Source organism: Mesorhizobium sp. P3_A10, assembly GCF_056403175.1.
The window spans coordinates 350,902-372,202 of sequence record NZ_JBFUFZ010000002.1; the positions used below are offsets into that span (position 1 = coordinate 350,902).

The 21,301-nt window shown below is 64.7% G+C and carries 20 protein-coding genes; 9 read left to right on the forward strand and 11 right to left on the reverse strand.

Going from position 1 to position 21,301, the window contains the following annotated elements; all coding sequences use genetic code 11:
- The first annotated feature begins 11 nt into the window (after nt 1-11).
- The 7 genes from AC1DXU_RS08510 (at nt 12) to AC1DXU_RS08540 (ending at nt 6,530) form a co-directional block, all read left to right on the forward strand.
- Entirely contained in the window at nt 12-596 is a 585-nt protein-coding gene (locus tag AC1DXU_RS08510; protein WP_477368902.1) for a methyltransferase domain-containing protein, read from the forward strand.
- Nucleotides 597-697: 101 nt separating this feature from the next.
- The gene (locus AC1DXU_RS08515; protein WP_477366958.1) at nt 698-1,300 is read left to right on the forward strand and encodes a CDP-alcohol phosphatidyltransferase family protein; all 603 of its coding nucleotides are present in this window, start codon (nt 698-700) and stop codon (nt 1,298-1,300) included.
- Between the two features lie 41 nt (nt 1,301-1,341).
- The gene (locus AC1DXU_RS08520) at nt 1,342-3,123 is read left to right on the forward strand and encodes a bifunctional alpha/beta hydrolase/class I SAM-dependent methyltransferase (protein ID WP_477368904.1); all 1,782 of its coding nucleotides are present in this window, start codon (nt 1,342-1,344) and stop codon (nt 3,121-3,123) included.
- 5 nt (nt 3,124-3,128) lie between these two features.
- Nucleotides 3,129-4,475: a phosphatase PAP2/dual specificity phosphatase family protein gene (locus AC1DXU_RS08525; RefSeq protein ID WP_477366961.1), complete on the forward strand. Its 1,347-nt coding sequence runs from the start codon at nt 3,129-3,131 to the stop codon at nt 4,473-4,475.
- Entirely contained in the window at nt 4,472-4,900 is a 429-nt protein-coding gene (locus tag AC1DXU_RS08530; RefSeq protein WP_477366964.1) for a hypothetical protein, read from the forward strand. The genes AC1DXU_RS08525 and AC1DXU_RS08530 overlap by 4 nt, the downstream gene beginning before the upstream one ends.
- An 8-nt stretch (nt 4,901-4,908) precedes the next feature.
- Entirely contained in the window at nt 4,909-5,577 is a 669-nt protein-coding gene (locus tag AC1DXU_RS08535; protein ID WP_477242159.1) for a lysophospholipid acyltransferase family protein, read from the forward strand.
- A gap of 20 nt (nt 5,578-5,597) precedes the next feature.
- A complete protein-coding gene (locus tag AC1DXU_RS08540) occupies nt 5,598-6,530 on the forward strand; it encodes a phosphatidate cytidylyltransferase (RefSeq protein ID WP_477278190.1) in 933 nt (310 codons plus the stop codon).
- A 24-nt stretch (nt 6,531-6,554) separates the two neighbouring features.
- Here the strand turns inward: AC1DXU_RS08540 and AC1DXU_RS08545 are convergent, their stop codons facing one another.
- Nucleotides 6,555-8,093 carry an acid phosphatase gene (locus AC1DXU_RS08545; protein ID WP_477366967.1) on the reverse strand — a complete coding sequence of 513 codons (1,539 nt, stop codon included), beginning with the start codon at nt 8,091-8,093 and terminating at the stop codon, nt 6,555-6,557.
- Between the two features lie 272 nt (nt 8,094-8,365).
- On the opposite strand from AC1DXU_RS08545, the gene AC1DXU_RS08550 reads away from it, so the two are divergent.
- On the forward strand, nt 8,366-9,568 hold the full coding sequence (locus tag AC1DXU_RS08550) for a cytochrome-c peroxidase (RefSeq protein WP_477368906.1): 1,203 nt from the start codon (nt 8,366-8,368) through the stop codon (nt 9,566-9,568).
- A gap of 13 nt (nt 9,569-9,581) precedes the next feature.
- On the opposite strand, the gene AC1DXU_RS08555 is transcribed toward AC1DXU_RS08550, so the two are convergent.
- From AC1DXU_RS08555 to AC1DXU_RS08590, 8 genes are all read right to left on the reverse strand, one after another.
- The gene (locus tag AC1DXU_RS08555; protein ID WP_477366970.1) at nt 9,582-11,192 is read right to left on the reverse strand and encodes an FGGY-family carbohydrate kinase; all 1,611 of its coding nucleotides are present in this window, start codon (nt 11,190-11,192) and stop codon (nt 9,582-9,584) included.
- Between the two features lie 129 nt (nt 11,193-11,321).
- Entirely contained in the window at nt 11,322-12,050 is a 729-nt protein-coding gene (locus AC1DXU_RS08560) for an SDR family oxidoreductase (protein WP_477366973.1), read from the reverse strand.
- Between the two features lie 22 nt (nt 12,051-12,072).
- Nucleotides 12,073-13,332: a sugar ABC transporter permease gene (locus tag AC1DXU_RS08565; protein WP_477366976.1), complete on the reverse strand. Its 1,260-nt coding sequence runs from the start codon at nt 13,330-13,332 to the stop codon at nt 12,073-12,075.
- Nucleotides 13,329-14,162 carry an ATP-binding cassette domain-containing protein gene (locus tag AC1DXU_RS08570; RefSeq protein WP_477316629.1) on the reverse strand — a complete coding sequence of 278 codons (834 nt, stop codon included), beginning with the start codon at nt 14,160-14,162 and terminating at the stop codon, nt 13,329-13,331. Before AC1DXU_RS08570 ends, AC1DXU_RS08565 begins: the two co-directional genes overlap by 4 nt.
- Before the next feature lie 151 nt (nt 14,163-14,313).
- Nucleotides 14,314-15,378 carry an ABC transporter substrate-binding protein gene (locus AC1DXU_RS08575; protein ID WP_477366979.1) on the reverse strand — a complete coding sequence of 355 codons (1,065 nt, stop codon included), beginning with the start codon at nt 15,376-15,378 and terminating at the stop codon, nt 14,314-14,316.
- A 264-nt stretch (nt 15,379-15,642) separates the two neighbouring features.
- The gene (locus tag AC1DXU_RS08580) at nt 15,643-16,527 is read right to left on the reverse strand and encodes a cupin domain-containing protein (protein ID WP_477366982.1); all 885 of its coding nucleotides are present in this window, start codon (nt 16,525-16,527) and stop codon (nt 15,643-15,645) included.
- Between the two features lie 287 nt (nt 16,528-16,814).
- A complete protein-coding gene (locus tag AC1DXU_RS08585) occupies nt 16,815-17,084 on the reverse strand; it encodes a tetratricopeptide repeat protein (protein WP_477366985.1) in 270 nt (89 codons plus the stop codon).
- Entirely contained in the window at nt 16,988-18,361 is a 1,374-nt protein-coding gene (locus AC1DXU_RS08590; RefSeq protein WP_477366988.1) for a winged helix-turn-helix domain-containing tetratricopeptide repeat protein, read from the reverse strand. The genes AC1DXU_RS08585 and AC1DXU_RS08590 overlap by 97 nt, the downstream gene beginning before the upstream one ends.
- A 204-nt stretch (nt 18,362-18,565) precedes the next feature.
- Here AC1DXU_RS08590 and AC1DXU_RS08595 point away from each other — a divergent pair, with 204 nt between their 5' ends.
- Nucleotides 18,566-18,883, forward strand: a complete 318-nt coding sequence (locus tag AC1DXU_RS08595) for a hypothetical protein (RefSeq protein WP_477366991.1) — start codon at nt 18,566-18,568, stop codon at nt 18,881-18,883.
- Nucleotides 18,884-18,926: 43 nt separating this feature from the next.
- Here AC1DXU_RS08595 and AC1DXU_RS08600 read toward each other — a convergent pair whose 3' ends face one another.
- Both AC1DXU_RS08600 and AC1DXU_RS08605 read right to left on the reverse strand, forming a co-directional pair.
- Nucleotides 18,927-20,465 carry a winged helix-turn-helix domain-containing tetratricopeptide repeat protein gene (locus AC1DXU_RS08600; protein WP_477366993.1) on the reverse strand — a complete coding sequence of 513 codons (1,539 nt, stop codon included), beginning with the start codon at nt 20,463-20,465 and terminating at the stop codon, nt 18,927-18,929.
- 100 nt (nt 20,466-20,565) lie between these two features.
- Nucleotides 20,566-21,300 (reverse strand): class I SAM-dependent methyltransferase, encoded by a 735-nt coding sequence (locus AC1DXU_RS08605; protein WP_477366996.1) that lies wholly within the window; start codon nt 21,298-21,300, stop codon nt 20,566-20,568.
- Between the last annotated feature and the right edge of the window lies 1 nt (nt 21,301).

Consider the following 21,301-nt stretch of genomic DNA (forward strand, 5'->3'; position numbering starts at 1 on the left):
GAGTCATCGCGATTGCACAGCAACGGGTCGCCGAGGTTGCAGATCTCGATATTCAGTTTGAGAATGCCGATCTCGATACCTACCAGCCATTGCGGATGTATGACGCCCTCGTCGGCCGGTTCGTGTTGGCCTATTTGAAGGACCCTTCCGCAACCCTGCAGCGCCTCGCTCGTCACGTCCGGCCAGGCGGCGTCGTGGCAATGCTCGAATTCGATGTGCGCCTGCTAGGCACGGTGCCCCACTCGGCCCTGTTTCAGCGTGTGATCGACTGGATCGTCGGCGCCTTCGAAGGCGCCGGGCTCAATCCCGGCCTAGGTTCCGATATCGGACGCGTGTTCCACAAGGCCTGCCTGCCGTGGCCGCAGGTCATTTCGTTCCAGTATGCGGCAGCCGGCAGCCAAGGTCCGCTGTGGTACTACTCCGATCTGCTGCGAACAGTCTTACCGCACATCGAGCGACTGGGACTGGCGACTGCGGGGGAAATTGATATCGAGACGTTGGCCGACAGACTCCATGCCGAGGCCACGGCGAATGCGATTACGGCTTTCCTGCCGCGCTGGGTCGGCGGCTGGGTTCGGATGCCGAACTCGAGCTGAACAGTTCTTCTTGCCAGTCTGGCATCCCCATCCCTTGCGTCCCGCCCGCCGATTGACCAATCTCTGCGACACTGTCATGAGCCGCGGTTGGGGGATCGCACATGCCGACGCTTTATGCTCTGAAACCGGCCTTCCAGGCCAAGCTGCGGCCGCTGGCCGACCGACTGGCCAAAGCCGGCGTCACCGCCAACCAGATCACGCTGCTCGCCGCCGTGCTCTCTATCGCCACCGGCCTGCTGGCCGCCGCCTTTGCCCAACATCGCGCGGTCTTCCTTTTGATGCCGGTGGTGCTGTTTGCGCGCATGGCGCTGAACGCCATCGACGGGATGCTGGCGCGGGAACACGGACAGGCCTCCAAGCTCGGCATGTATCTCAACGAACTCTGCGACGTCGTCTCCGACCTGGCGCTGATCCTGGCCTTTGCCGCCCTCTTCCCGGTCTGGGGTGTGGTCGCTTTCGCCATTGCGGCGGTCATCGCCGAATATGCCGGCGTGCTCGGCGTCGCCGCCGGCAGCGGGCGCAACTATGCCGGGCCGTTCGGCAAAAGCGATCGGGCGCTGGCGCTCGGCGTCATCGGCTTCCTCATCGCCTGCGGCCTGTGGATGCAGGCGATCGTGCCGTTTGTGTTTCCGGCCATGGCTACACTGTCGCTGATAACCGCCATCAACCGGATACGCAGCGGCCTTAGAGCGGGCGGCAACTGATGACAAATCGTCAGAGACCCGGCCGCCAGAGGGAAGACATGATCCACCAACAGAATATCGCCGCCGCGCCGAAAAACCTCGAGCGGGTGGCACAGGAGCGGACCTTCAAGAGCCATGACGGCACCGAGATCTTCTACCGCTACTGGCCGGCGGTCGGGGAAACGCCCAAGGGCGCCATCCTGTTGTTCCATCGCGGCCACGAGCATGGCGGGCGGATGGCGCATCTGGTTGATGAACTGGCCATGCCTGACCACGCCTTCTATGCCTGGGACGCGCGCGGCAATGGCCGCTCGGCCGGCGAGCGCGGCTATGCGCCGTCCTTTGCCGCTCTGGTGCGCGACATCGACTGCCTGGTGCGCGAAATCGGCAGAGACGGCTTTGGCCAGCGCGATATCGCGCTGATCGCGCAATCCTTCGGCGCCGTGCTGGCCGCCGCCTGGGTGCATGATTATGCGCCCGATATCCGCGCGCTGGTGGTGGCCTCGCCGGCCTTTTCGGTCAAGCTCTACGTGCCCTTCGCCAAGGAGGGCATCGCCCTGTGGCAGAAGCTCAAGGGCCGCTTCTTCGTCAATTCCTACGTCAAGGCAAAATTCCTGACGCATGATGCCGAGCGCATCGCCTCCTTCGACGCCGATCCGCTGATCACGCGGCCAATCGCCTCCAACCTGCTGGTCGAGCTCTATGCTCATGCCGACCGCATCGTCGCCGACGCCCGCGCCATCACCGTGCCGACGCAGTTGCTGATCTCGGGCAGCGACTGGGTGGTGCGGCACGGCCCGCAGCACGAGTTCTTCGTCAATCTGGCGAGCCCGGCCAAGGAGCGGCATGTGCTGCCCGGTTTCTTCCACGACACGCTGGGCGAGCGCGATCGCAGCCAGGCGCTCGACCTGATCCGGCCGTTCCTGAAAAAGCAGTTCGCCACGCCGGAAAAGCAGATCGACCTGACCAGCGCCGACCGCGCCAGCTACACACGCGATGAGTCCGACAAACTGGCCTCGCCTCTGCTGCTTTTGTCGCCGAAAGGCCTCTACTGGGCCATGAGCCGCGCCTCGATCCGAATGGGCGCCTGGCTGTCCACGGGCATGAAGACAGGCATCGCCACCGGCTTCGATTCCGGTTCGACGCTCGACTATGTCTATGAGAACGAAGCGCGTGGTATCAGCCCTGTCGGCCGCATGATCGACCGCACCTTCCTCGACGCCATCGGCTGGCGTGGCATCCGCCAGCGCAAACTGCATCTGGAAGAGCTGATCGGTTCGGCCACCAAGACGCTGAAGGCCGCCGGGCGGCCCGTGCACATCGTCGACATCGCCGCCGGCCATGGCCGCTACGTGCTCGATGCCGTCGCCAAATGTGCCGAGCCGCCAGCGAGTGTGCGGCTGCAGGATTATTCCGAGCTCAATGTCGGGCTCGGCCGCAAGCTGATCGCCGCGCGCCAGCTGCCGCAAAGCGTCACCTTCCGCCAGGCCGACGCCTTCGATGCCGCCATGCTTTCGGGCCTCGACCCGGCGCCTGACCTCGCCATCGTCTCCGGGCTCTACGAGCTGTTTGCCGACAACGCGCTGATCGCCCGCTCGCTGGGTGGATTGGCCAGCTCCATGCAGCCCGGCAGCCTGCTGCTTTACACCAACCAGCCCTGGCACCCGCAGCTTGAAATGATCGCGCGCAGCCTTACCTCGCATCGCGGCGGCCAGGCCTGGGTGATGCGGCGGCGCACGCAAGGCGAGATGGACCAATTGGTTTCCGCGGCCGGCTTCGAGAAGATCGACCAGCGCATCGACCAGTGGGGCATCTTCACCGTTTCGGTCGCGCGGCGCGTCTGAGAACCATGGCCGTGCCGATCTCCGATCCTGCCCCTGCCCCGGCGCGAGAACCCTATTTTGGCATCGTGCTCAGGGCCGCACTTTGGCTGGCATTGCTGGCGCCGCTGTTCTACTCGACCTACGGCTTCGCCAACTGGCTGGCATCGCAGCGCGACCATGTCGGCAGCATCGTCTTTGGCTGGGAACATCTCATTCCGTTCATGGCCTGGACGATCGTGCCCTATTGGTCGATCAACCTGTTCTATGGCCTGTCGCTGCTGCTCAACGACACGAAGAGCGGCGTCAACCGCCTCGCCGGCCGTTATCTCACCGCGCAATTCGTTGCCGTCTCTTGCTTCATCCTGTTTCCGCTGACGGCGACTTTCGTGCGGCCAGCGACCACAGGCTTGCCGGGCTTCCTGTTTGCAGTGCTCGGCGGCTTCGACAAGCCGTTCAACCAGGCGCCGTCGCTGCACATTGCGCTGCTGGTGATCATCTGGGATCACTGGCGCCAGGCTCTGGGGCGGTTTCGCCTGGGCGACGTCTTCAAACCCATCTGGCACGCTTGGTGTTTTCTGATCGGCGCCTCGGTGCTGACGACATGGCAGCATCATTTCATCGACATCCCGACCGGGGCGCTGCTTGGCTTTTTCGCGCTCTGGCTGTTTCCGGCCCAGGGCGACCTGCCCTTCGCCGGTTTCAAGCTGACCACCGATCCGAAGGCGCGGCGGCTGGCGCGGCTCTATGGCCTTGGCGCCGCCCTTGCGCTGGCCGCGGCCGCTGCCGGGGCGTTCGCCTCTGCCATCGCGCTCATCCTGCTATGGCCGGCGCTGGCGCTGGCCATCGTCGCCTTCGGCTATGCCGGGGCCGGCCCGCGTGTTTTCCAGAAAGCGGCCGATGGCACCGCGTCGCTGGCCAGTCGCATTTTGCTGCTGCCTTACCGGTTTGGCGCCAGGGTCAATGTGTTGATATGGACGCGCAAGCTTGAGCCGCAGGTGGCGATCACCGACGGCGTCTTCCTTGGTCGCTTTCCGACTGCCACTGAAGCCAACGGCTTCGGCACGGTGATCGACCTTGCCGGCGAACTGGAACGGCCGCGCGGGACGACCTGCCGCTGGATCAGCGTTGCCATGCTCGACCTAGTGGCGCCGCCCAGGGATGCGCTGGAGCGAGCGGTGGCGTCGATCGAGCTGGCGCGCAGGCGCGGCACGGTGCTGGTCTGCTGCGCGCTTGGCTTCCAGCGCAGTGCTGCCGTCGTCGCCGACTGGCTGGTTGTGTCCGGCCGCTCGCACACGCCGGCGCAGGCGCGAAAAAAGCTCGCGGCGTCCGGCCGGCCGGTGCATCTTCACAGCGAGGTGGACAAGCCTGCATGAGCGAGAATTTTCCCGAGAAGGCCGAGGCGTTCGCCGCCGGGCTGATGCTGCAGGCGGCGTGGCCGATCCTGCTGGTGGTGGCCGCCTTGATGGCGGCGCCGATCATTGGCCTGGTGGCCGCGCCGCAGACGACACCGGTAGCGGTCGCGTGGCTGGTTGCCGCGGCGAGTGCCGTGGCCGCCCTCGCTTTCTCTGCCTTGCTTTTATTCGACGCGCTGCTGTTTCGACTGATGGCCAGTCACGCCAGCGAGGCCGGCGGGGGTGCTGCGGTCGACGATGTGCTGGCGCGCATGCGGCTGAAACCCACCGCTGCCGGCGGCCGAACGCTTGACCAGCGCATGGCAGGCACGCGCCGCCTGCTTGCGAAGCAGCGCATCGCCTTCGGCCTGTTTGCGGCGGCCTCGTTCGTCGCGGCATTCCTTTGAGCCCGTCGATGACAAAGCTTCACATTCGCGCCAACACCTTCACCTTGCTGCAGACGGTGACCTCGGTCGGCCTGTCGGCGCTGGCCTGGGTGGTGACCGGCGTGCGGCCGATCTGGAATGGCAGCCAGCCGTCGGAGCGGCAGCGCATCTACTTCGCCAACCATGCCAGCCATGGCGACTTCATCCTGCTGTCGGCCTGCCTCAGCGAAAAGGTGCGCGCCCGCACCCATGCTGTGGCGGCGGCCGAGTATTGGGGCAAGTCGCGGCTGCGCCGCTTCATCGCCGAGGACATGCTGTCTTCCGTGCTCATCCACCGGCAATGGACCGACGAGACGCAGAATCCGATTTCGATCATGCTGTCGGTGCTCGACGACGGCCATTCGCTGATCCTGTTTCCCGAGGGCACCCGCAACACGACCGATGCGGAGTTGCTGCCGTTCCGCTCCGGCCTTTACAATTTGTCGATGGCGCGGCCTGAGGTCGAGCTCATCCCGTGCTGGATCGAGAACATGTCGCGCGTGCTGCCCAAGGGCCAGTTCCTGCCGGTGCCGCTTCTGTGCCGCGTCGTCTTCGGCCCGGCGGTGACGATTGCGCCCGGCGAGGAACGCCGCGCCTTTCTCGAGCGCGCCCGCCAGACGCTGCTTGCGCTCAACCCCCGCCCGGATCGAGACGACTGATGCCACTTTCGCTGCCGCCGATGCATGAAACCATGATCCTGGTAATTGGCCTGGTCGGCGTGCTGTCGACTGCGAGCCTCGTCGCCGGCATCCTGTCGTGGCGGGCGCCCAAGCCGCTGTCCTCGGGGCTTACCAACCTCAACCAGCGCATCAACGCCTGGTGGGTGATGGTGGTGGCGATCACGGTTGCCTTCTTTTTCGGCCGCACCGGCATGACCATCCTGTTTGCGCTGATCTCGTTTGCAGCACTGCGCGAATTCGTGACTCTGACGCACAGCCGGCGCAGCGACCACTGGGTGCTGCTCGGCATGTTCGGCATCATCATCCCGTTCCAGTACTGGCTGGTGTGGACCGCCTGGTACGGGCTCTTCACCATTTTCATTCCGGTCTACTGCTTTCTTTTGATGCCGGCGATCACCGCGCTCAATGGCGACACCGAGCGCTTCCTCGAGCGCGTTTCGGCGCAGCAATGGGCGATCATGATCTCGGTCTATTTCGTCAGCCACGTGCCGGCGCTGCTGACGCTCAACGTACCCGGCTTCGAGGGCCGCAACCTTTTGCTCATCGCCTTCCTGATCATCACCGTGCAAGGCAGCGACGTGCTGCAATACATTTTCGGCAAGCTGTTCGGAAAACACCTTCTGTCGCCGACCGTGTCGCCGTCAAAAACCTGGGAAGGGTTGGTCGGCGGGCTGGCGGCCTCGAGCCTCCTTGGCGCGCTGCTGTCGTTCCTGACGCCGTTCTCGCCGCTGCAGGCGGCCGGCGTCGCCTTCATCGCCTGCCTGATGGGCTTTCTTGGCGGGCTGGTCGCGTCGGCCATCAAGCGCGACCAGGGCGTCAAGGACTGGGGCCATCTGATCGAAGGCCATGGCGGCATGATGGACCGCGCCGACAGCCTGGTCTTCGCCGCCCCGGTGTTCTTTCACACGGTCCGCTATTTCTGGACCGTGTGAAAGAACGAAACCGTCCGGACCGGTCTAGCGGCTGAGATCGAGCGCTGCGCTCAAATCACCCATTGGCGGCTGGTCGTTGTTGCGCAACGCCTTGTCGCGGGCGACGATGCCGGGAAGCACCGGCAAATCGTAACGCGCGGTGATGAAGCGCAGGATCGACGCCGTGTCGTATTGCGTGTGATCGACGGTTCCCGCTTTCGCATAGGGCGAGATGATGAAGGCCGGGATGCGGTTGCCCGGTCCCCAGCGATCGGCCTTCGGCGGCGCGACATGATCCCAGAAGCCGCCATTCTCGTCATAGGTGACGACGACCAGCATGTGGCCCCATTGCGGGCTTTTTTCCAGATGCGAAACGATGTCGGCGAGATGCTGGTCGCCGCTGCCGACATCGGCATAGCCGCCATGCTCGTTGAGATTGCCCTGCGGCTTGTAGAAGCTCACCGCCGGCAGTTTGCCATCGTCGATATCCTTGATGAACGCCACACCGTCGAGGCCGCCGTCCTTCAGATGCTCGGCGCGGGCAGCCGTGCCGGGCGCATAGGCGGCGAAGTAATTGTAGGGCTGGTGATGGAACTGGAAGTTCGGCACCGGCGTCGCATTCTTGCCGCCGAGCGCGGCCTGCCAGGCGCCGGAGTACCAGGCCCAGGCGATGCCCCGCAGCGACAGGAGATCGCCGATGGTGATCTCGTGCTGCGGTGGCAGCGTGGTCGGCGCCGCCGGGTCGGCAAGCGCCTTGTCGCCGCCTTCGGCCGGCTTGTTGGCACTCGGCTGATAGGGCGGCTGCATGGTGTTGACCGCGTAAAAATCAGGCGTGATGGCGCCATCATTGACGAATTTCGGCGCGCCGCCGAGCGCCGACGGCGGCGAGTTGTCGGCGACCTTCAGCGTCTTGCCGTCGGCGTCCACAACCGCGATCTGATCCTTGATCGGGCTGGTGTCGGCGTGCGGATAGACCGGCACGCAGGCGCAGGCGAGCTGGAAATGGTTGATGAAGGAGCCACCGAAGGCACCCTGGAAGAAATTGTCGGCCAGCACGTATTTTTTCGCCACCGCCCACATCGGCAGGACGGAGCCGTCATAGTGGCCCATGACGACGCTGCCCGAATCGGCCCAGGCGACGAACTTGTCGTTGCGGCCGCCATTGATCTGCATCTGCTCCTGGTAGAAGCGATGCCAGAGGTCGCGGGTGATGACCGACGTCTTCAGATTGAAGCCGTTGGGATCGTCGATGGCGAAGCCTGCATTGGCCAGATGCGCGGTCTGCGCTTCGGTCACCGGCGGGGTGACACCCTTGCCCGTCAGACCGCCCCAGGCGGGTGGCAATTCGGCCAGCGGCTTGCCGTCGCGGTCGAGCTGGCGCACCTGGTCGGCTGACACGTTGGAGAGGCCATTGGCGCCGGGGAAGCCGCCATAAAGATTATCGAAGCTGCGGTTCTCGGCATAGATGACGACGACGGTATCGATCTTGTCGTAGCCGGCGGGAGCGGCGCTGGCCACCGCGGTGAAGGAAGCCAGCGCTGAGCTGGCCAGATAAAGCGAATTGAAGAACTTGAGCCTCGACATGGAAATACCTCATGGCTGGGTGGTGGCTAGAGGGGCAAATGCATGGCCGGGGGCGACGAACCACAGGCATGCAGGTACTTCGATGCCTTGTCACCTTTGTGACAGTTTCGACCTTTGCGAACACGGTTACGTGAGTGTGGGAACCGGTCATCAATCTGTTGCAGTGCTTCCTTATTTCCGCAACGAAAATCAGGCTGAGCCACATGATTGCTGGACGATGGAAAAGCCAGACGATCGCGGTCGTCGCGGCGTCGGTGCTTGGCCTCGCCGCGATGGCGCCGGGAAACACGGCCGAACCGGATGGCGTCCATCCCGGGCCGCTGTCGCGCGCGCAAGCCTTTGCCAGGGCGACGGCCTTGACCGCGCTTGGCCGAAAACTGTTCTTCGATCCATCGCTGTCGGCTTCGGGTCTTCAATCCTGTTCTTCCTGCCATGATCCAAGGCACGCGTTTGGTCCGGCCTCGGGCACACCTGTCGAAATGGGCGGGCCTGGGATGAACCAGCCGGGACTGCGCGCCGTGCCGTCGCTGCGCTATCTCCAGGCGACGCCTGCCTTCACCGAGCACTTTTACGATTCCGACGACGAAGGCGACGAGAGCGTCGACAATGGTGCGACCGGCGGCCTGACCTGGGACGGTCGTGTCGATCGCGGGCAGGACCAGGCGAAGATCCCGCTGCTGTCGCCGTTCGAGATGGCCAACAAAACTGCCGGCGATGTCACTGCGGCACTGCGCAAAGCCGCCTACGCCGACGACTTCAAAGCGGTCTTCGGCGACCAGGTATTCGACCATCCGGACGATGCCTTCGACGCGGCTGCCGAAGCGCTCGGCACGTTCGAGCAGAGTGCCGCCGATTTCTATCCCTATTCCAGTCGCTACGATGCCTTTCTCACCGGCAAGGCGACGCTGAGCGCAAAGGAATTGCGCGGGCGCGCTTTGTTCGAGGACGAGGCCAAGGGCAATTGTGCCAGCTGCCACCTCAGCGATCCCGCCAATGACGGCGAGCCGCCGCAGTTCACCGATTATGGTTTCCTCGGCATCGGTGTGCCGCGCAATCCGGCACTTTCCGCCAACGCCGATCCGACCTACTTCGACCTCGGCCTGTGCGGCCCGCTGCGCATCGACCTCAAGGCCCGGCCCGAGTATTGCGGCCTGTTCCGCACGCCGACATTGCGCAACGTCGCGCTGCGCAAGAGCTTCTTCCACAACGGTTATTTCCACTCGTTGCGCGACGCCGTCGCCTTCTATGCGAGCCGCGATACCGACCCCGGCCGCTGGTATCCGAAGGCCGCCGATGGCACGGTTCGCAAGAATGATGACCTGCCCAAGGCTTACTGGCCCAACCTCAACCAGGACCCGCCCTTCGGCAAAAAACCAGGCGACAAACCCGCGCTGACCGATCCCGAGATCGACGACATCGTCGCGTTTCTCCAGACCCTTACCGACGCCGATCAGCAAGCCGACGCGGCGCGTTGAGCCTCGGATCGGGTCAGCCGCGGATTGCGCGCCCTGCCTGTTGCAGCAGCTCGAAGGCAGTGAAGCGCCTGTCGTGCCAGGCTTTCAGGATTCCCCCGGCCGGACGATAGATTTCGCCGATGCGCGACATGCCGGTCATCGCCGATATCACGTCCGGATAGGTTTTTGCCGCCACTGCGCCCAGCATGGCGGAGCCGAGCAACACCGGTTCGGGCGATGTCGATCCGGCGACCGTTAGCCCCGTGGTGTCGGCCAGGAGCTGGCGCACCAGTTCGCTCTGCGCGGCACCGCCGCTGACGACGATGGTGTCGATCGCTATGTTCTTCCCCGCCATCGCCGCCACGATCTGGCGCACGCCATAGCCGATGCCCAGCAGACCGGCGACATAGAGCGAGACCAGGCTGTCGAGGGAACTGTCCATACCCAGTCCCGCGATCAGTGCCTTGGCCTCAGGGTCGGCGAAGGGCGAGCGATTGCCGAGGAATTCCGGCACGACATGCAGCCCTTCGGCAAGGCCCGCCACCGCGGACGGGTCAGCTGACTTCGTTGCCGCCTGCCGGCTGAGCCAGGCGGTCAGGCCGAGACCTTCCGCCTTGGCTTTTTCGGATGCCTCAGTCGAGGCCGGGTGAAAGGCGACGAGATGATCGATCGCCGCACCCGCCGCCGACTGACCGCCCTCGTTGAGCCACAGGCCCGGCACCATCGAGGAAAAATAAGGACCCCAGACGCCGGGCACGAAAGCGGGCTCGCTGGTGCTGGCCATGGTGCAGGCCGAGGTGCCAAAGACATAGGCCATGCGCGACTGCAGCGTGCCGACATCTCCTTTGCCGCCAACAGTGCCGACGCCGCCGGCATGGGCGTCGATCAGCCCGGCCGCGACCGGCGTTCCCGGCAGCAGGCCGAGTTCGTCGGCAGCGGTCGCGGTCAACCCTTGAGCAAGTGCGGTGCCGCCCTCGACGATCTCGGTGCCGATCCGGGCAAAGCCTTCGTCGGCGAGCTGGCCGAGGCCGATGGCGCGGAAATAGGCCTCATCCCAGCGCCGCTCATGACCGAGATAGGTCCATTTGCAGGTGACCGTGCAGATCGAGCGCGCCAGGCTGCCGGTCGAGCGCCAGGTCAGATAGTCGGTCAGGTCGAAGAAATGCTCGGCCGCGGCAAAACTCTCGGGCAGGTTTTCGCGCAGCCACAAAAGCTTGGGCGTCTCCATCTCCGGCGAGATGGTGCCACCGACATAGTCGAGCACGCGATGCTTGCCGGCATTGATGCGCTGCGCCTGGTCGAGGGCGCGATGATCCATCCAGACGATGATGTTGCGCTCTCTGTCGCCCGATCTGCCGACGGCCAGCGACACGCCGCCCTGCCCGACCACCACCAGCGAGCAGGTCGCGTCGAAACCGATGCCGGCAATGTCGCGCGGGCCAAGCCCGGACTTCGCCACGGCTTCGCGCACGCTGGCGCAGACCGCGCGCCAGATGTCCTCGCTCGACTGTTCGGCGATTTCGCCGGGCTCGATGAACAGCGCGATGTCGCGCTTGGCCGACGCCAGCATGGTGCCCTCAGCGTCGAACACCCCTGCCCTGGCGCTGCCGGTGCCGACATCGATGCCGAGGAAATGGGAAGGCATGGGAAACCTCTGCTTTAGGGGAGTAAGGGAATAGGGGAGTACGGGAGTAGGTAAAGTAGTCTGCGAACCATCGGCCGAATGTGCCAATTTGTTTACATACTCCCCTACTCCCTTACTCCCCTATTCCCCTCACAGATCATTGCTCTGCGGCAGGATCACCAGATCCCGGATGGTGATGTTGCGCGGGCGCGTCAACATGAACAGCACGGCTTCGGCGACTTCGGCGGGTTGCATCAGGCCGCCGGCGGCCAGTTCTTCGTCGAGCTTCTCCTTCGGCCAGTCGCTGATCAGCGCTGTCACCACCGGCCCCGGCGCCACGGCGCCGACGCGCAGGCCGTGCCTGGCGACCTGGCGGCGGACCGTATGGACGAAGGCCTGCACCGCGTGCTTGGAGGCGGTGTAGATCGGCTCCCAGACGACGGGAACGAGCCCGGCGATCGAACTGGTGACGATGATGTCGCCGGTCTTGCGCTCGACCATGTGCGGTAGCACGGCGTGCACGGAGCGGAACACCGCATTGATGTTGAGGTTGAGCATGCGGTCCCAGGCATCGGGGTCGCCGCCGAGGATCTCGCCGCCGACATAGGCGCCGGCATTGGCATGGAAAATGTCGAGCTGGCCGGCCTTGTCGAGTATCTGCGGCATCATCGTCGCGACGGTCGACGGCTGCATCAGATCGACCACCACCGGGATCGCCTGAGGTCCAAGCTCGGCGCAAACCTCCTTCAGCCTGTCCTCGGCGCGGTCGACCAGCACGACGCGTACGCCGGCGGCGATCAGCGCCCGGGCGCATTCCAGCCCGATGCCCGATGCGGCGCCGGTGATTGCCGCGACTTTTCCACTCAAATCCTGAGCCATTTTCTTATTCCTGTTGCTGGGTTCAGGCTCGGCCGTGGGAAACCCGCGAGCGGCGCGCCAGGGAGTCGACGATGACCGCGATCGCCAGAACGGCGCCGGTGATCATGTAGCGAAGCGACGATGACAGATCGAGCAAGGTCAGCCCGCTGGCGATCGACTGGATGACGATGATGCCGAGCAGTGCGGAATAGGCGCTGCCGCGGCCGCCGAACAGGCTGGTGCCGCCGATGACGGCCGCCGCGATGGCGTTGAGGTTGACGTCGCCGGTGCCGGCCTGCTGGCTGGCCGAGGCAAGCCGTGCGGCCGACAGCACACCACCGAGGGCAGCGAACATCGAGCACATCGCAAAGGCGCTGAGATAGATCAGCCGCACCTTGATGCCGGCGCGGCGCGCCGCCTCGCGGTTGCCGCCGACGGCAGTCATCGAGCGACCCCATTTGGTGCGGGTCAGCGCATAGTTCATCGCCACGACCAGGCCAACGAACAGGCCGAACATCCACGGAATGCCACGCGCCTGGTTGAGATAGGCGACGATCAGCTCGAGCACGATGGTCAAGGCTGCGACCTTTACGACCAGGCCGCTCGCCGACGGCGCCGACAGGTTGACAGCACGGCGGCGGCTGACGGTGCGCAGGCCAGTGATCAGCATGACGATGCCGGGAACGGCCGCCAGTGCGAAGGACATCCATTTGGGCATGACCAAGAGCTGGCCGAAATTCACCAGGTTCGAGCCGTAAGGCAGATTGATCGAACCGGTGGAGCCGAGGATATAGAGCTGCAGCCCAAGCACCGCGAGCAGGCCGGCCAGCGTCGAGACGAAGCTCGGCATGCCAAGCCGATTGAACAGCAGCGCATAGAGCGAGCCGATCAGCGCGCCGAAGGCGACTGCGGCAAGGATGGCGAGCGCCACCGGCCAGCCCTGGTTGACCCACAGCGTGCCGACAAGGGCCGAGGCGAAACCGCTGATCGAGCCGACCGACAGGTCGATCTCGCCGACCATTAGCACGCAGACGATGCCGAGCGCGATGACGCCGACGGTCGAGCAGTCGAACAGGAGATTGACCAGGTTGCTCGAGGAGACGAACACCGGATTGAGCGTGGTGAACACCGTCCAGATGATCACCAGTCCGACGACCACCGGCAGCGAGCCGAGATCGCCGGAACGCACCCGGTCGAGGAAGGCGCTGATCGTGCCGCCAACCCCTGTTGCGTGCTTGACGCGCACATCGCTGCGGTCGAGCGCCGTCGACGCCGAGGTGTCGTGCTTGGGCTCCGCGCTCATGGCCTCTGCTCCTGCTTGTGCTCTTGCCCGGGTTTTTGCTCCAGCCTGCGTCGCTCGGCACGGCGCGACACCGCATTGTTCGAGGCGCCGGTGATGGCGCTGACCAGTTCCTGGTTCGAGGCGTCGGGCTCGAAGACGCCGTTGTTGCGGCCGAGTCTGAGCACGACGATGCGGTCGGCGACGGCGCGCACATCTTCCATATTGTGGCTGATCATCAGCACGCCGAGGCCGCGCTCGCGCACGCGGTCGATCAGGTTCAGCACCTCCGCCGTCTGGGCGACACCGAGTGCGGCGGTCGGCTCGTCGAGCAGGATGAGTTTCGGTTCGAGCAACAGCGAGCGGGCAATCGCCACGGTCTGGCGCTGGCCGCCCGACAGCGAGGCGACCGCCTCGCGCACGCTCGGAATACGCGCCGACAATTCGTTGAGCAGCGTCCAGGCGCGGATCTCCATCGCCACCTCGTCGAGCCGCAGCGGATTGAGCTCCTTGCCAAGAAAAATGTTGGCGACGACGTCGAGATTCTCGCACAGCGCCAGGTCCTGGAAGACGGTGGCGATGCCGAGCGTCAGTGCCGCACTGGGGTCGGGCATCGTCACTTGCCGGCCACGAAAATTGATCGTTCCCGAGCTCGGCTGGTGGACGCCGGCGAGGATCTTGACCAGCGTCGACTTGCCGGCGCCATTGTCGCCGACCAGCGCCACCACCTCACCGGCATGCACGTCGAGGTCGATATCGGTGAGCGCCGAAACGGCGCCGAAATTCTTCGAGATGCCGCGCAGGCTGAGCACCAGCTCGCCTGTGGCAACCGGTCCGTCAGAAATGTCGGTCATGGATGGCAAGCCTTTCCGGAGGGCCGGTCAAGAGTGGCTGTGAACTTCCGGCCGCCGCAAGACGGCCGGAAGTCCAGATCGGATTCTACGTCTTCCTTTTATGCATGTCGTTATCCCAAAACCGCTGGGCACTTTTGGGCGACATGCATTGTCAGTTGGCAATGCCGAGCTTCTTGCAGCCTTCGACATAACGGTCGACGCAAAGTTCGGCGGCCGTGTTGATCTTCTTGTCGATGATCTCGGCCTTGAGGTTTTCCTGCGTCACCACCGCCGGCGTGAACAGCTGCGAGGGCGTGTCGTAGAGCGTCATTTCGGCTTTCGGCGTCTCGCCCGACAGCAGCTTGACGGCGACATTGGCGGCAGCCGCCGCGACGATCTCGCTCGGCTTGGAGATGGTGTTGTACTGGTCGCCGGCGATGATCAACTGCAAGGCGGCGATGGTCGCGTCATTGCCGGTAACCGGCGGCACCGGATCGACGCCGGCTGCCTTGAAGGCGGCGATGGCGCCGCCACCGGTGCCGTCATTGGCGGCGACGACGCCGAGGATCTTGGTCGAGAAGCGAGTGATCTGGCCGCTCGCCCACTGCTGTGCCTTCGGCGGCGCCCATTCCGGCGTGTCGAACTCGGCCAGGATCGGATAGCCGCTGTTGTCGAGGCTCGAATGGATGCCCTTCTTGATCAGGCCGGCGGCCGCGTCGGTCGGCGAGCCGTTGATCTGCAGCAGGCCACCGCTGGCGGGATCGACCTTCAGCGCCTTCAGGTGCTCGACCAGCGAATCCGCGATCGCCTTGCCGATGCCTTCATTGTTGAAGGAGACGTAGAAATCGGCCGGAGCGGTCGGGATCGGCCGGTCATAGGCGATGACCTTGACGCCCTGGCTTTGCGCCAGCTTGACCAGTGAGGCGGCCGCGGTCGAGTCGACCGGGTCGAGCACGATCGCCTTGGCGCCTTGCGAGATGACGGAGTTGAACTGCTGCTGCTGGCGCGAGGCGTCGGCATCGGCGTTCTGGTAGAGCACCTTGCAGCCGGGGCAGAGTTTTTTCATCTCGGCGACGAAGCCGGGATAGTCGTGCTGCTCGTAGCGCGTCGAGGCCTGGTCGGGCATCAGGAAGGCAACCGTGGCGTCGGTGACCTCGGCGGCAAAGGCGGCGGTGCCACTCAGCAGAGAGAGTGCCAGTGCTGCTGCACCGGTCGATTTCCAAGCAAATCTGGTCATTCGAATGTCTCCGTTTCAAGAAATGGTTTCACGATGGGCCTGACGCGCATTTCCAGCGCCCGGGCCCTTGACTGCAAGTCGAACAGTTGAGAGGATTTTTTGCCCGAAACATCGGCGGGATCCGCCTGGATCATCGCTCTGTTCTGGTTCTATCCTCTTGATATTGCTGGATTTCAGGACAAGCGATCTCCAGCACGGAGCGCCTCCAACGCACCCCGCGTTCTTTCCTTCTGCAAATGTTCAGGCTCCTCCCGGTCCTCCCTGTTAGGCGGCAATCTCCGCGCTTATGTTTTCCGCCAGCAAGGCCCGGAAGCGCGAAGGCGACATGGCTTTCTGCACCAGGAACTGGCGGTTGAAATTCGAGATGTTGTTGTAGCCGGCGGCGTAGCAAATCTCGGTGATCGACATCTGGTCCTCACTCATCAGCAGCTGGCAGGCGAGATTGATGCGCAGCCGGTTGACATACTGGACCAGCGCCATGCCGGTGTGGCGGCGGAAGCTGCGCGAAAAGGCGCTGGGGCTGCGGCCTGCAATGGCGGCAAGGTCGCTTTCGCTGAACGGCTCGGTCAGATGCGCGTTGATGTAGGCAAGCGCCTTGTTGACGCCGGCCGACATGAAGCCGGAGGGGTCAGGCAGGTAGCTGGCGCTGGTCAGCGTCCGCACATCGGCGGCGCGGCTCAGAATATCGATGAGTTCCATGAACAGCGCGATGCGGCGCACGCCTTGCGCCTCGACCAGTTCGGCCAGCACCGGCCCGGCAAGTTCTGCCGTGGCAGCCGAAAACAGTGCGCCGCGGCGGCTGAGCTCGAGGATGCCGGTGCAGCCGGCGAGCTCGGGAAGTGCAGTGGTGGCGTCGGCGATGAATTCTTGCGAGAACTGGACGACGCGGCCGCGCAGCGGCACGCAAACGCCGGCCGGCACGTCGCTGACCCAATTGTGCGGCAGGTTCGGACCGGTAAGCACGAGGTTGCCTGGCTCGAATTCGCCGATGAAGTCTCCGACGAAATAGCGACCTGACGTGGCGACGACATGATGGATTTCGTATTCGGGATGGAAGTGCCAGCGCACGGTGTGAAAGGGGTAGCCGTGGGCCCACGCCTTGAACGACTCGCCTCGTCTGATCTGGACAACTTCCAAGTCCGGATTCATCTTCGTTCCTCCCGGCGCCGGTCCGGTCGTGCGACCAGTTGCAGTGCCTTGTCCCGCAGGCCGCGTATGCCGCTCTCCGCAGTGATCAAAGCTTAGGCGGCAATTGTTGCAGCCGCCACCACGGTCTGTCCATGTGACTGATACTTTTTTGACGTTTTGTGGTCGAGACAGAGCGATTGCAGGTGCGTCAAACCGGCTGCCTGCAAGCAATGGTTCGTCTCTGGAACGGAAGGTGGGGCTTCGGCCCCCAAATCCATTCTCCGAATGCTAATCCGGCAAATGGTCCTCTACTCCGGCACTCCAAGGCTTCTCAGCGCGTTTTCGTGTCGGTCGAGAATTTCGACTCTAAAGGGCATCGAGTCGCGAACCGCCCGCAAGGTGAGTTCCGGATATTCGCGCTGACAACGCGCCATATGCTGCCGGGCTTCGTCGAGGCGTCCCGCTTCGACAAGAGCTGGGATCAGCGTACGCAGGATCCACAAGGCGTTCGGATGCTCCGCCAGGACACGCAGATACAGGTCCGCCGCCTGACCGGGCCGCCCAGCGCTGAAATGCACGACTGCCAGGCCCAAATGACAGGTATAACCATGGGATCGAACGGCCCCAGTCGCAACGACCGCTCGAAGCATTCGACCGCCCGCTCAACATCGTCCCTGTAGGCTGCAACCCAGCCGCTCCTGTTCCAGGCGAAGGCCGAATTGGGATCGATCGAACACGCCTTTTCAAGCAGCGCGGCTGCAGTGACGAAATTGCTCGACACGGTGTGGGCAGCGCCGAGCACGGCCAGGGAAAATGGATCTTCACCGTTGAGTTCGGCAGATCGCTCCGCCAGTCCCAGCGCACGGCGCCGGTCGGCCTCCGGCGAGGTCGACCAATTGTAGACGCTGCGCTGGGCATGGCACCAGGACAGCAGCGACAGGGCCAGTGGATAGTCGGGATCACCCAGCAAAGCCTTCTCCAGAGTCTCGATGGCGATCGCGTTGTCCTGGCGGCCGAGCGCCCAGACATGCGGCAGACTGCGCATCACCAGATCGTAGGTTTGCAGGTCGCCCGGCCGCTTGCGGCGCGCACGCTCGATTTCAGCCATCTGGATCGATGGCAGAATGGCGCCGGCGACACCCGCCGTCACATTGTCCTGCAGCGCAAACGCGTCCGCGATGTCACCCTTGAAGCCTTCCGCCCAGATTAGGCTGCCGGTCTCGGCCTCAATCAGCCTGGCTGAGATGCGGAGCTGATCGAGATGCCGACGCACGCTTCCTTCCAGCACGTAGCGGACACCGAGCTCGCGGCCGATACGCGGTAGATCGAGCGCCTGGCCGCGGTAGGCAAAGGCCGAGTTGCGCGACATGACGAACAGGCCGCGAATGCGCGCTAGCGCCGCCGTGATCTCTTCTACCGTGCCGTCGGCGAGGTAGGATTGCTCGGGGTCTGACGACAGGTTCTCGAACGGAAGCACGACGAGCGAGGGCTTATCGGGGAGCTGAGGCGACGGACGCGCATCGACAGCTGGCGGTCCCTCTAGCACTTCGCCTGGGAACATGTAGCCGCGGCGCGGCATGGTGCGGATCAGGGTCTGCGCTTTGTCGTCCAACGCGCGACGGATATCGCTGATGCATTGGGTGAGCGAATCCTCGGTGACGATGACGTCGCTCCACACCGCATGCAGGAGCTCGTCCTTCGACACCAGCCGGCCAGCGTTGCAGATAAGAAAAATCAGCAGGTCGAGCGATTTCGGCCGCAGTGCGATCTCGCCCGAACCATTGCGCAAGACACCGGCGCCCATGTCGAGGCTGAAGCCAGCGAAGCGGTAGATCGGCTGTGGCTCGGCGTTCATCGCGACTGTCTGCTCCTCGCAATTTTCAGAGCTTCGTCAGCATTCTTTCAGGCCGCTTTCCGGACACGCATTTCGAAGAGGCGCAATCTCGCACTCAACGATGAAGGTGGCAAGAAACCGAAGCCGCAACGCGTGAGCGAGATCGCTGCAACCAGCGCAGTCCAAGCCTGTGCCGAATGCAGGAGATCACAACAGGAGGCAACCATGTCCAGCACGGAGACAAACGCCATGACGACGATCGATCATTTCATCGGTGCCGCAACCGGCTACGGGCGGCGCCCTTCCCTCTCCTTGTTTTTCCGGCTGTGCGCGGCGGTGAAATGGACGCTGCTGTGGCTGCCGCGATTCTGGAAGGCGCGCAGCCAGCTCGCTTTCCTGGCCGCCATGAGTGAATGCGAGCGCCGCGATATCGGGCTCACCGGCTGCGATGTCGAGAACGCCCTCGCCTTGCCCGTCGACCGCGACCCGACAGAGGTCCTGGCGCAAGTGGTGGCAGATCGCCGCCATTGCCGCGAATGCTGAGCACCGGCGCAAGCCCCGCACCGGATCTGGTTCCGGATCATGGTCAGTCCGGCAGGCCGGCCTCGCGCAGGCCGGCGGCGATGCGTTCGCTCGTGCCCGCGTCGAAGGGCGAGGCGTCGCCAACCCTGGCAACGGTGAGGCCCGGGTAGGTTTCCATGAGCCTGCGGCAAGCGTGCCGTGCCTCGTCCTTGCGACCGGCATGAACCAACGCCGTGACCAACAGGCGCAGTCCCCACCAGGCGCCCGGCTGCTGGCTAAGGCCGCGCTGCGTCAGCGCCACCGCCTCGTCATAGCGCGCGGCGACGAAATGCGCGGCGCCGATGCCGATCTCGGCCATGTAGCCCATCGGGTCGCGCGGGCTCAGCCGTTCGAAATGCTCGAACTTCTCGATCGCCGCCTCGGGCCGCTCGCGATAGACATCGAGCCAGGCGCTGCGCAGCCAGGCCCAGGCGGAATTCGGATCAAGCGCGCGCGCCCGCGCCAGATATATGTCGGCGACATCGTAGTCGCGGGCAAAGGAATGCGCCGCGCCGAGCACGGCAAGCACCATCGGGTCGTCGCCGGAGAGCGCCGCGCCCTTCTGCGCCAGGCGCAGGCCCTCCTCGCGGGAAGCGGCCAGCGTTTCGGTCCAGCGGTAGCCTGCGCGCTGCAGATGGCACCAGGCCAGCAGCGAAAGCGCCAGCGGATAATCCGGCTCGATCGCGATCGCGCGTTCAAGCAGCTTCCCGGCCTCCTCGTTCTGCGCGCGCTCGAGCGACCAGGTGAGCGGAAAGGCGCGCAGCACGTAGTCGTAGGCGGCGAGGCTTTCCGGCCGCTTGCGCCGCGAACGCTCGATCTCGGCCGACAGGATGGACGGCTGGATGGCGCCGACGACACTCTCCGCAAGCCGGTCCTGCAGGTCGAACACATCGGCCATGATGCCGTCGTAGCGGTCGGCCCAGATCGTCTTGCCGGAAGCGGAGTCGATGAGCTGTCCGGTGAGGCGGATGTGATCGCCGGCCTTGCGGACGCTGCCGGTCAGCACGTAGCGCACACCGAGTTCGGCTCCGGCCCGTTTCACGCCGTCGGCCTCGCCCTTGTAGGCGAAGCTCGAATTGCGGGCGATGACGAACAGCCAGCGCATGCGCGACAGCGCCGTGGTGATCTCGTCGACCATGCCGTCGGCGAAATAGTCCTGCGCCGGGTCACCGCTGAGATTCTCAAAGGGCAGCACCGCGATCGACGGCCTGTCGTCGGCGCTGCCCTCCCCGGCCGCGGTGGCAACCCGATCCTCGAGGCGGCGCACGCGCTCCTCGTCGATCACATAGCCGCGCCGCAACACGGTGCGGATCAGGCCATCGGCCTCGGTGCCGAGCGCCTTGCGGATGTCCTTCATGCATTGGGTGAGCGAATCGTCGGAAACGGCGATGTTCGGCCAGACCGCATTGACAAGCTCGTCCTTGCCGATGACGCGGCCGGCATTTTCCAGCAGGTAGGTAAGCAGCGAGAGCGACTTGGCGCGCAGGTCGACGTCGTGCCCGCCCCTCTGCAGCCTGCCCCTGTGCAGATCGAGCCTGTGGCCGGAGAATTCGAACGTCGTCATGTCGCCCCTCGAGGAGACGTCAACCAATTCGATCCGCGCGACGGCTAGGAGTCTGTCACGGCCCTCGCATGCTCGAAGACATCACGCCCGCCCCAAGACATCAAGGCTTTCGCCCGCTGAAGATGGCGTGGCCGGCGAACAGCCAGGCGCAGTCGACTTCAGTGAAGCCCGCTTGCGCAAGCCAGGTGAGTTGCTCGGCCAACGAGGACGGCTTGTCGATCGGTTCGCCGTCGGGGTTGCGGAAGTAATTCCAGCCCAGCCGATTGAACTCGGCGAAGGCGGCGAGATCGCCGTCGATCGCCAGCGCCCGGGCGCGCACCGCCTCGTCCCATTGCCGCGCGGCGATGGCGAGGCCGCTAGCGCTTGGCGGGCGCACGATGTCGGCCACAATAAGTACCCCGCCGGGGCTAAGCGCCGCCGCAAGGTCGGCAAACAGTGTCCGCTTCTCGCGGCCGTCGAGATGATGGATGGCGAGCGAGGAGACGATGGCATGCGGCGGCTCAGCAAAACCTCGCCAGTTGCGCTCCGCCAGTTCGAACGCGGCCGCGGTCAGGCGGCCTGCATGGTCGCGGCAGGTTTGCCGCGTCTGCTCCAGCATTTTGGCCGAGCCGTCGAGCGCCAGGACATGGCAGTCGGCAAAGCGCTCCAGCAGCGCGCGGCTGAGCAGCCCTTCGCCCGAACACAGCTCCACCAGCAGGCCGCCCGGCGCGGGTTGCGGAATGAGGTCGGCGATGATCTCGATTTGGCGCTCCCGTTCCGGCACGAAATAGCGCCCGTTGTCCAGGAAGCCGCGGGAATGGTTCTCGTCCCAGTGTTTGATGTGCGCGTCTGCCATG

Bases quoted from the DNA above. Each gene is read 5' to 3' on its own strand.
- AC1DXU_RS08515 (WP_477366958.1), top strand. From the start codon at position 698: ATGCCGACGCTTTATGCTCTGAAACCGGCCTTCCAGGCCAAGCTGCGG.
- AC1DXU_RS08525 (WP_477366961.1), top strand. From the start codon at position 3,129: ATGGCCGTGCCGATCTCCGATCCTGCCCCTGCCCCGGCGCGAGAACCC.
- AC1DXU_RS08530 (WP_477366964.1), top strand. From the start codon at position 4,472: ATGAGCGAGAATTTTCCCGAGAAGGCCGAGGCGTTCGCCGCCGGGCTG.
- AC1DXU_RS08535 (WP_477242159.1), top strand. From the start codon at position 4,909: ATGACAAAGCTTCACATTCGCGCCAACACCTTCACCTTGCTGCAGACG.
- AC1DXU_RS08540 (WP_477278190.1), top strand. From the start codon at position 5,598: ATGCATGAAACCATGATCCTGGTAATTGGCCTGGTCGGCGTGCTGTCG.
- AC1DXU_RS08545 (WP_477366967.1), bottom strand. From the start codon at position 8,093: ATGTCGAGGCTCAAGTTCTTCAATTCGCTTTATCTGGCCAGCTCAGCG.
- AC1DXU_RS08550 (WP_477368906.1), top strand. From the start codon at position 8,366: ATGGCGCCGGGAAACACGGCCGAACCGGATGGCGTCCATCCCGGGCCG.
- AC1DXU_RS08555 (WP_477366970.1), bottom strand. From the start codon at position 11,192: ATGCCTTCCCATTTCCTCGGCATCGATGTCGGCACCGGCAGCGCCAGG.
- AC1DXU_RS08560 (WP_477366973.1), bottom strand. From the start codon at position 12,050: ATGGCTCAGGATTTGAGTGGAAAAGTCGCGGCAATCACCGGCGCCGCA.
- AC1DXU_RS08565 (WP_477366976.1), bottom strand. From the start codon at position 13,332: ATGAGCGCGGAGCCCAAGCACGACACCTCGGCGTCGACGGCGCTCGAC.
- AC1DXU_RS08570 (WP_477316629.1), bottom strand. From the start codon at position 14,162: ATGACCGACATTTCTGACGGACCGGTTGCCACAGGCGAGCTGGTGCTC.
- AC1DXU_RS08575 (WP_477366979.1), bottom strand. From the start codon at position 15,378: ATGACCAGATTTGCTTGGAAATCGACCGGTGCAGCAGCACTGGCACTC.
- AC1DXU_RS08580 (WP_477366982.1), bottom strand. From the start codon at position 16,527: ATGAATCCGGACTTGGAAGTTGTCCAGATCAGACGAGGCGAGTCGTTC.
- AC1DXU_RS08590 (WP_477366988.1), bottom strand. From the start codon at position 18,361: ATGAACGCCGAGCCACAGCCGATCTACCGCTTCGCTGGCTTCAGCCTC.
- AC1DXU_RS08595 (WP_477366991.1), top strand. From the start codon at position 18,566: ATGTCCAGCACGGAGACAAACGCCATGACGACGATCGATCATTTCATC.
- AC1DXU_RS08600 (WP_477366993.1), bottom strand. From the start codon at position 20,465: ATGACGACGTTCGAATTCTCCGGCCACAGGCTCGATCTGCACAGGGGC.
- AC1DXU_RS08605 (WP_477366996.1), bottom strand. From the start codon at position 21,300: ATGGCAGACGCGCACATCAAACACTGGGACGAGAACCATTCCCGCGGC.